This is a genomic window from Nocardioides sp. NPDC057767 (assembly GCF_042798275.1).
GTDB lineage: Bacteria > Actinomycetota > Actinomycetes > Propionibacteriales > Nocardioidaceae > Nocardioides.
Window position 1 is genome coordinate 1 of sequence record NZ_JBHVKJ010000109.1, and the last position, 8016, is coordinate 8016.

At 69.3% G+C, this 8016-nt stretch carries 8 protein-coding genes; 2 read left to right on the forward strand and 6 right to left on the reverse strand.

Features of this window, described 5'->3' with window-relative positions:
• Positions 1-272: acyl-CoA dehydrogenase family protein (locus ACFVDI_RS28240; RefSeq protein ID WP_378912200.1), on the reverse strand; the 272-nt coding region annotated here is incomplete at its 3' end.
• On the opposite strand from ACFVDI_RS28240, the gene ACFVDI_RS28245 reads away from it, so the two are divergent.
• On the forward strand, positions 241-693 hold the full coding sequence (locus ACFVDI_RS28245) for a CoA-binding protein (RefSeq protein WP_378912201.1): 453 nt from the start codon (positions 241-243) through the stop codon (positions 691-693). The two genes, ACFVDI_RS28240 and ACFVDI_RS28245, sit on opposite strands and share 32 nt — an antisense overlap.
• On the opposite strand, the gene purE is transcribed toward ACFVDI_RS28245, so the two are convergent.
• Positions 690-1184 (reverse strand): 5-(carboxyamino)imidazole ribonucleotide mutase, encoded by a 495-nt coding sequence (gene purE, locus ACFVDI_RS28250; protein ID WP_378912202.1) that lies wholly within the window; start codon positions 1182-1184, stop codon positions 690-692. The genes ACFVDI_RS28245 and purE overlap by 4 nt on opposite strands.
• 134 nt (positions 1185-1318) lie before the next feature.
• Between purE and ACFVDI_RS28255 the strand changes: the two genes are divergently transcribed.
• On the forward strand, positions 1319-4063 hold the full coding sequence (locus ACFVDI_RS28255) for an SNF2-related protein (RefSeq protein WP_378912203.1): 2745 nt from the start codon (positions 1319-1321) through the stop codon (positions 4061-4063).
• A 163-nt stretch (positions 4064-4226) separates the two neighbouring features.
• Here the strand turns inward: ACFVDI_RS28255 and ACFVDI_RS28260 are convergent, their stop codons facing one another.
• The 4 genes from ACFVDI_RS28260 to ACFVDI_RS28275 form a co-directional block, all read right to left on the reverse strand.
• On the reverse strand, positions 4227-5384 hold the full coding sequence (locus ACFVDI_RS28260; protein WP_378912204.1) for a 5-(carboxyamino)imidazole ribonucleotide synthase: 1158 nt from the start codon (positions 5382-5384) through the stop codon (positions 4227-4229).
• Positions 5385-5480: 96 nt separating this feature from the next.
• A complete protein-coding gene (locus ACFVDI_RS28265; RefSeq protein ID WP_040757211.1) occupies positions 5481-5780 on the reverse strand; it encodes a winged helix-turn-helix domain-containing protein in 300 nt (99 codons plus the stop codon).
• Between the two features lie 249 nt (positions 5781-6029).
• The gene (locus ACFVDI_RS28270; RefSeq protein WP_378912205.1) at positions 6030-6980 is read right to left on the reverse strand and encodes an adenylate/guanylate cyclase domain-containing protein; all 951 of its coding nucleotides are present in this window, start codon (positions 6978-6980) and stop codon (positions 6030-6032) included.
• A 37-nt stretch (positions 6981-7017) separates the two neighbouring features.
• The gene (locus ACFVDI_RS28275) at positions 7018-7806 is read right to left on the reverse strand and encodes a biotin--[acetyl-CoA-carboxylase] ligase (protein WP_378912206.1); all 789 of its coding nucleotides are present in this window, start codon (positions 7804-7806) and stop codon (positions 7018-7020) included.
• Between the last annotated feature and the right edge of the window lie 210 nt (positions 7807-8016).

Consider the following 8016-nt stretch of genomic DNA (forward strand, 5'->3'; position numbering starts at 1 on the left):
TCCACCAGCGCGTCGTGCGCCTCCTGCGGATACCGAGCCTCCTCATCGACCGCAGCCGCAGCCGGCGCGATCTTCGCATCACAGATCTCACGGATCGCCTTGCGGATCTCCTGGTGCTCCTCGGAGAGGGCGAACAACGGGTACTCGGCACTCATGTCCCGGAGTCTATGCCTGTTTGCTACTCGCCAGTACGTCGGCGGGTCACGGAATCCCCGAAGTGCTGTTGTTGTTGCGCTCCACATGACTGCCGCATGGCTCGACCAGGACACCATCGACACGCTCCTCGACGACTCCGAGACCTGGGCCGTGGTCGGCCTCTCGGGCGACCCGTGGCGTACGGCCTACTCGATCGCCCAGGAGCTCCAGCAGCACGGCAAGCGGATCATCCCGATCCATCCGGGCGCCGCCGCCGAGGGCAAGGAGGTGCTCGGCGAGAAGGTCTACGCGACCCTGGCCGAGGCCGCCGCGGCCGTCGGGAAGATCGACGTCGTCGACGTCTTCCGCCGCTCCGAGGCCGCCGGCCAGTTCGCCGACGAGGCCGTGGCGATCGGCGCCGGTGGCGTCTGGTTCCAGATGGGCGTGGTCGACGAGTCCGCTTTCGAGCGCACCACCGCGGCCGGCGTACCGATGGTCATGGACACCTGCCCGAGCAAGATCTGGTTCGAGCGTGCCAGGGCGGGCGTCCGGAGCTAGGACGTAGCCTGTCGGACGACCTCGCCCTTCTCGCGGGCGAGCTCGGCGAGGGACTTCTCGTACGCCACCAGCTTCTGCTGCAGCTCCGGGTCCGCGACGCCGAGGATGCGGGCGGCGAGGATGCCCGCGTTCTTGGCGTTGCCGATGGCCACCGTGGCCACCGGGATGCCGCCGGGCATCTGTACGATCGACATCAGCGAGTCCATGCCGTCGAGGTACTTCAGCGGCACCGGGACACCGATGACGGGCAGCGGGGTGACGGAGGCGAGCATGCCGGGCAGCGCGGCCGCGCCGCCCGCACCGGCGATGATGACGGAAAGACCACGACCCGCGGCCTCGCGGCCGTAGTCGAGCATCTCCTGCGGCATCCGGTGGGCCGACTTCACATCGGCCTCCCACTCGATCCCGAACTCGTCGAGGAGGTCGGCCGCGGCCTTCATCGTCGGCCAGTCGGAGTCGGATCCCATCACGATGCCTACGCGAGCGCTCATGGGAACAGGCTATGCGCCGCGTGACTCGCATCGTGTCACCGGTCCGACCTCTGTCCGTCATCTGCATGTCGGTGCCGCCCGCTAGGGTCTTCCGACGCCCGTCCCGCAGTCCCCGACGACCCCCACAAAGGCAGATGGATCCAGCTACGAGCACCGACCTCGTCGTCAGCACGCCGCCGAACCCCACCTCGGTCGAGCGGTTCACCGGGCTGACCAAGGCGGAGCGCAAGGCGCTGCCGTCCCGCGTACGACAGGTCTCGTCGTGGTCCCGGCAGGCGGCCTCGGCGAGGGAAGCGCGGACCGTGATCGAGCGGGAGGCGGCCGAGGCGGTCGACCACTACCGGGCGAGCGCCGCCGAGCTCAAGCGAGCGGCCCAGGTGGCCTGGCGCAGCATCGCGCTCGACCGCAGCGACGGGCCACGGCTGGCCGCGATCGCCCGGCGTCACGCGCTCGAGCCCGTCGACGAGACCACCCAGGAGCTCGTCGAGGCGCTGGCCGGTGCCACCGAGGACCTGGCGCGAGCGAGGAGGGCGGCCGGGGCCCGTCGCCTGTTCGTACGCGGTGACCGCCGGGCGGACGCGGAACTGGCGGGCAGGCGGATCCTCGACCTGCACCGCTGGGCCGGCGAGATCCAGGCGCCGGCCCGGCTGGCTGAGCTGACCCGGCGGCCGGACCGGCGCCGGGTGCGGGTCCGCGAGGCGCTGCTGCCGAGCGTCGGGCTCCTCGAGGCCCTCTCCGACCCTTCGACAAGCTCAGGACACCGCCTGGGTTCCGAGGCCGTGCTGGCCCCGCGCAAGGGGATCCTCGTCCTGCGCAACGAGGCCGACGCGCTCAACGAGGCCAGGCGCTCCGAGGAGCCGGCTCGCCGCGCCGCCACCGACGCGGGCAACGCCGTCCGGAGCGCCGACACCGACACCGCGGTCAGAGCCCTGCCGGTCGACGAGCTCGCCGACCTCGTACGCATCGAGCCCCTCCTCGAGGCCGGGATCCGCACCGTCCACGAGGTCATCCATCCCGCCTCCGACCTGCGCGAGCTCCCTGGTGTCGGCCCGGCCACGGCGATGCGGATGCAGGAGGCCGCGCAGGCGCTGTGGCAGCGCACCTACGACGAGATGCCGCTCGCCATCGACCACGAGCGCCGCACTCCGGCGGCCACCAGGCTGCTCGCCCGGCTGGCGGAGTGGGAGGCCGGGCGGCGCACCAAGGACGCGGGGGCGGAGCTCGCCCTGATCCAGTCGCTACGACCGCTGATCCGCTCGCTCGACAGCGGCGCGAGGTTCCACCTGATCCTGGCCAACGCGGCCAGCCTCGACGACTTCCAGGCCGCGTTGCGGGCGATCGCCCACCGGGCGGAGATGGCCCGCCGGATCCGTCCGGGGAACCGGCCGGCGGACCCGTGGGAGGACTTCGAGCGGCGCCCGGCCGACTACTACGCGATGCTCTCCGAGCTCGGCTTCCTCACCGAGGACGAGGACAAGATCCATGGCGACCTGTCGGCCGAGATCATCGAGGCGGTACGGGCACAAGAGCTGCGCACGAACAACCTGACCGCGTCGCTGCGCGGCTACCAGCACTTCGGCGTCCGCTTCGCGCTGGTGCAGATGAAGGTGATCATCGGCGACGAGATGGGGCTCGGGAAGACGCTCCAGTCGTTGGCCGTGCTCGCCCACCTGCACGCGATGGGCGCATCCCACACTCTCGTGGTCTGCCCGGCCGCCGTCGTCACCAACTGGGTGCGCGAGACGGACTCCAAGACGACCCTGATCCCCCACCGGCTCCACGGCAATCGCCGCCAGAAGGCCGCCAAGATCTGGGTCGAGCAGGGCGGCGTCGCGGTGACCACCTACGAGACGCTCAACGCGATCCAGCCCTTCCTCGACCAGGTGAAGGTCGCTTGCGTCGTGGTCGACGAAGCCCACATGATCAAGTCGCCGCGCACCCAGCGCACCGAACGCGTACGCCGAGCGTTGGACGCCTCCGAGCGCGCCATCCTGCTCACCGGCACGCCGATGGAGAACCGCATCGACGAGTTCCGCAACCTGGTCTCCTATCTTCGCCCCGACCTGCTGCTCTCCGCCGACGAGTTCAACCCGCACCGGTTCCGCAAGCAGGTCGCGCCGGTCTACTTGCGCCGCAACCAGGAGGACGTGCTCACCGAGCTCCCCGACCTCGTCGAGGTCGAGGACTGGCTGCCCCTGTCGGTGGCCGACGAACGGGCGTACGCAGAGTGCGTCCGCGACGGCAACTTCATGGCCATGCGCCAGGCCGCCATGCTCCAGGGCACCGCGTCGGCCAAGGTCGAGCGACTGATCGAGATCGTCGGGGAGGCCGAGGAGAACGGCCGCCGCGTGATCGTGTTCTCCCACTTCAGGAAGGTCCTCGACGATCTGGTCACGCTGCTGCCGGGCGAGGTCTTCGGCCCGCTGACCGGGTCGGTGCCTGCCGAGGAACGCCAGCAGATGGTCGACACGTTCTCCGCAGCCGGCCACGGCGCCGTGCTGGTCACCCAGATCGTCGCCGGTGGCGTGGGTCTCAACATCCAGTCGGCGTCGGTCGTGGTCATCTGTGAACCCCAGCTCAAGCCGACCATCGAATGGCAGGCGATCGCCCGCGCCCGCCGGATGGGCCAGCTCCAGTCGGTCCAGGTACACCGCCTGCTCTCCGAGGTCGGCGTCGACCAGCGCGTCCACGACTTCCTCGCGGCCAAGGCCGAGCTCTTCGACGACTTCGCCCGAGTCAGTGCCACCGCGGCCAGCAGCCCGGAGGCCTACGAGACCTCCCAACCCGAAGACGCCGTCACCGCCCTCGCGACCGAAGCCTCCGACGCTGAGATCGCCCGCGAGGTCGTCGCCACCGAACGCCAGCGCCTCGGCGTCTGACCCCAGCCGAGGCGTCGGCTACGTCGGCCGAAGCGTCGCCTAGGTCGCCCGAGGCGTCACGTACGTCGGCCGAGCTGGCAGCTCAGTGCCACGTCGGCCGACGCGAGCGACGTCTCGGCCGACCGGGGTGACGCCTCGGCCGACGGGGCTGACGCTTCGACGGTCAGTCGGAGTCGTTGCCGAGGTCGCCCTGGAACCAGTCGGCGGCGTGGCGGGCGCGCTCGAGGCAGTCGTCGAGGTCGTCGCCGTAGACGTTGACGTGGCCGACCTTGCGCCCGGGGCGCATCTCCTTGCCGTAGAGGTGGACGCGGAGGTGGGGGTCGCGGGCCATGGCGTGCGGGTAGCCGTCGTAGAGCCGGCCGACGTCGGGCTGGGAGGAACCGAGGATGTTGACCATCACCGACCACTTCGCGCGGGGCGCGGGAGAGCCGAGCGGCAGGTCCATGACGGCACGCAGGTGGTTCTCGAACTGCGAGGTGACCGCACCGTCCTGGGTCCAGTGACCGGTGTTGTGGGGACGCATGGCGAGCTCGTTGACCAGCAGCCGGCCGTCGACGGTCTCGAACATCTCGACCGCCAGGATGCCGACGACGCCGAGCTCACCGGCGATGCGCAGCGCGATCTGCTCACCCTCGACGGCGAGCTCGGGAGAGAGGTCGGGCGCCGGAGCGATGACCTCCTTGCAGACGCCGTTCTCCTGGTAGGTGTGCACAACCGGGTACGCAGCGGCCTGACCGCTGGGCGAACGGGCGACGATCGCGGAGAGCTCACGGCGGAAGTCGACGAGCTCCTCGGCAAGGACCTGGACCCCAGCCTCCTCGGCGACGCGAAGCGGCTCGGCGACATCGGCGACGTCGCGTACGACCCAGACGCCCTTGCCGTCATAGCCGCCGCGGGTGGTCTTGAGGACGCACGGGAAGCCGAAGGCCTCGACGTCGGCGACCGACGACACGATGGCGTTGCGCGGGCACGGGATGCCGAGCTCGGTCAGCCGCGAGCGCATCACGCCCTTGTCCTGGGCGTGCACGAGGGCATCGGGCCCAGGCCGAACCGCGACACCGGCAGCCTCGAGCGCGTGCAGGTGCTCGGTCGGGACGTGCTCGTGGTCGAAGGTGACCACCTCACACCCCTCGGTCACCTTCTTCAACGTGTCCAGGTCACGGTAGTCGCCGACCATCTGGTCGGGGATGACCTGAGCGGCCGATACCCCCTCGCCCTCGGCGAGGAGCCGGAGCGGAAGGCCGAGCGCGATTGCGGGCTGAGCCATCATGCGGGCCAGCTGGCCGCCGCCGATGATCGCAAGTGTCGGTGCGAGGGTCACGACGGACAGAATAAGGAAACTGCCCTGCTGGAGCCGATTTCGCGGATCCCCCTCACGATATCCGCGAAATCCGGCTCCCGGCAGGTTGAGAGAAGGTCAGGCCTTCTCGAAGCGCAGTCCCTTGCCGCGCAGAGTGGTGATCAGGTGGGGCTTACGAGGGTCGTCGCCCAGCTTCCGACGCACCCATCCCAGATGCACGTCGATGGTCTTCGACGAGGTGTAGAAGGTCGCGTTCCACACGTCCCTCATCAACTCGTCGCGGGAGACGACGTCGCCAGCCCTCTTGATCAGGGCATGCACCAGGTCGAACTCCTTGCGAGAGAGCGTCAGCTCCTCATCGTTCCGCCATGCTCGCCGGGTTTCCGGGTCGAGCTTGATCTCCTGTACCTCGATCATGAGATCGACATTAGGGAGGTAAAGAGCCCTTGGCAAAGGATTGCACGATATTGCCACTGACATCTTCGTGCCATGGTGCAACGAAATGGGCATGACAAACGTGCGCCCCCGAACGGCGCTCTCAACCATGCCCACGAAGGCGCGTCGAGGTAAAGCGATCGACGCCCCGCGTTGATCGACTGTTAACTACAACGGAATGTGAACAGATCTGCGAAATCGCAGGTCAGCAACACCCTAAAAGGTCACGATTCAGACACGACGGACGGCGACCGGCTCCACGATCCCGAAGCCTCGCACCGGTCGGGCGGCCAGTCGCCGGGTCTCGAACTCGTCCTCGGGCATCGTCGCGGCCGTGGCCTCGTCCACGATGATCCGGTTGCGTCGGGCGACGGCGGTCAGCCGCGCAGCCATGTTCACGGGCGGCCCGAACACGTCCCCGAGGCGCGAGACGACGTTGCCGGAGGCCAGGCCGACACGTACGTCCGGCATCCGAGGGTCCCGGCCGATCACGTTGATGATTCCCTCGGCGGTGCCGTAGGCCTGCAGCGGATCGTCGTTGACGAAGAGCACCGAGTCACCCAGCGACTTGATGATCCGGCCGCCCCAGGTGGCCACGACGTCGGCGCATCTCGACTCGAAGAGCTCGACCAGGTCGCCGATCTTCTCCTCGGTCAGCGTGTTCGACAGTGCGGTGAACGAGACGATGTCGGCGAACCCGACCGTCTGCCAGACCGTGCCCAGTTGCTCCTCGGGTCCCGCGATCGACGCCTCGGCCCGCGCGAGCGCCGCTCGCATGTGCCGGCGCCAGGCGAAGATCATCATCTCCTCGAACGCGCTCTCGAACTGCTCCGAGACCGAGACGGTCGCCTTCAGCAGCTCGGCGGGCGAGCGTTCGTCCTCGTTCTGCGTCTCGACGTGGTGCAGCAGCGCGGAGACCTCGTAGTCCGAGAGCCTCGCCATCGACTGCCCGATGCCACGGGTCAGGTTCACGACCAGGTCGAAGCTGACCAGGCCGTTCCCCGAGATCTCGTGGGCCTTGGCCAGCGCGTGCACGTCGGCCTCGTCGAAGAACGCCTCGTCGTCCTTGATCTCAGGAAATCCGAGAGCGCGCCACAGGCGTTTGGCCTGCTCCAGGCTCACGCCGGCCTTCTCGGCGACCTCCGCCGAGGTCAGGTTGACGGGCTGCTTCGATTTCGCCACGAACAGATCATGCCATCCGGTCCGTCGTGGCCGCCCGTCACGACCGCGGCCGGAGGCGGGCATGGATCACGTCACCCGCGCCGACCACCCGCGACCCCTGGTCGGTCGCGATGACCAGCCGGCCGAAGTCGTCGATCTCGGTGGCCACGCCCTCCCAGACCTCCCCGCCCGGCAGCTCCGCCCGCACCTGTTCGCCGACCGTGACCGACAGCTCCCGGTAGCGGCGGGCGAGCTCGGCGGGATCCGACTCCCAGATCTCGTACGCAGCCCCGAGCTCCTCCAGCATCGCGACCAGCATCTCGGTGCGGTCGACGGGCGCACCGCTCTCCAGCTCCAGCGAGGTGGCGGTCTCGATCGGCAGCTCCTCACGCGTCTGCGAGGTGTTGAGCCCGAATCCGATCACCGCGAACGCGCCTTCGGGCCCCTCGATCCGCTCGATCAGGATTCCGCACACCTTGAGACCCTCGATGAGCACGTCGTTGGGCCACTTCAGCCCGGCCGCGTACCCCTTCTTCCTCAGCGTGGAAGCGACCGCGACCCCGGTCATCAGCGGCAGCCACGGCCACCGCTCCACGGAGATCGAGGCCGGGGGCCGCAGCAGGACGGAGACGGTCAGCGCCGAGCGTGCCGGAGTGGTCCACCCCCGGTCCAGCCGGCCACGGCCGGCGGTCTGGTGCTCGGTGGTGATCACCAGGCCGGGCGCCTCGCCCGAGCGCGCACGCGCGGCGAGCTCGGCGTTCGTCGAGGGCGTCGAGTCGAGGATCTCGACGCGCCATCCACCCGCTAGCGCATCGAGCCGGGAGTGGTCAAGTGACGGGCGTCGCATCGCGAAAGGTGGCACGGGCATTAGATTGGCCCCCGCACCGCCCGAAGTCCAAAGGAGCACCGTGAGCGCCGAAGCCACCCCTCAGCCCGAGAACGAGCCCAGCATCGACCTGCACACGACCGCCGGGAAGCTGGCCGAGCTGGAGCGTCGTCTCGACGAGGCCGTCCACGCCGGTTCCGCGAAGGCTGTCGAGAAGCAGCACGCGAAGGG

Excerpts from the sequence above, each read along its gene's own strand:
- ACFVDI_RS28245 (WP_378912201.1), top strand. The coding sequence starts at position 241 with ATGACTGCCGCATGGCTCGACCAGGACACCATCGACACGCTCCTCGAC.
- purE (WP_378912202.1), bottom strand. The coding sequence starts at position 1,184 with ATGAGCGCTCGCGTAGGCATCGTGATGGGATCCGACTCCGACTGGCCG.
- ACFVDI_RS28255 (WP_378912203.1), top strand. The coding sequence starts at position 1,319 with ATGGATCCAGCTACGAGCACCGACCTCGTCGTCAGCACGCCGCCGAAC.
- ACFVDI_RS28265 (WP_040757211.1), bottom strand. The coding sequence starts at position 5,780 with ATGATCGAGGTACAGGAGATCAAGCTCGACCCGGAAACCCGGCGAGCA.
- ACFVDI_RS28275 (WP_378912206.1), bottom strand. The coding sequence starts at position 7,806 with ATGCGACGCCCGTCACTTGACCACTCCCGGCTCGATGCGCTAGCGGGT.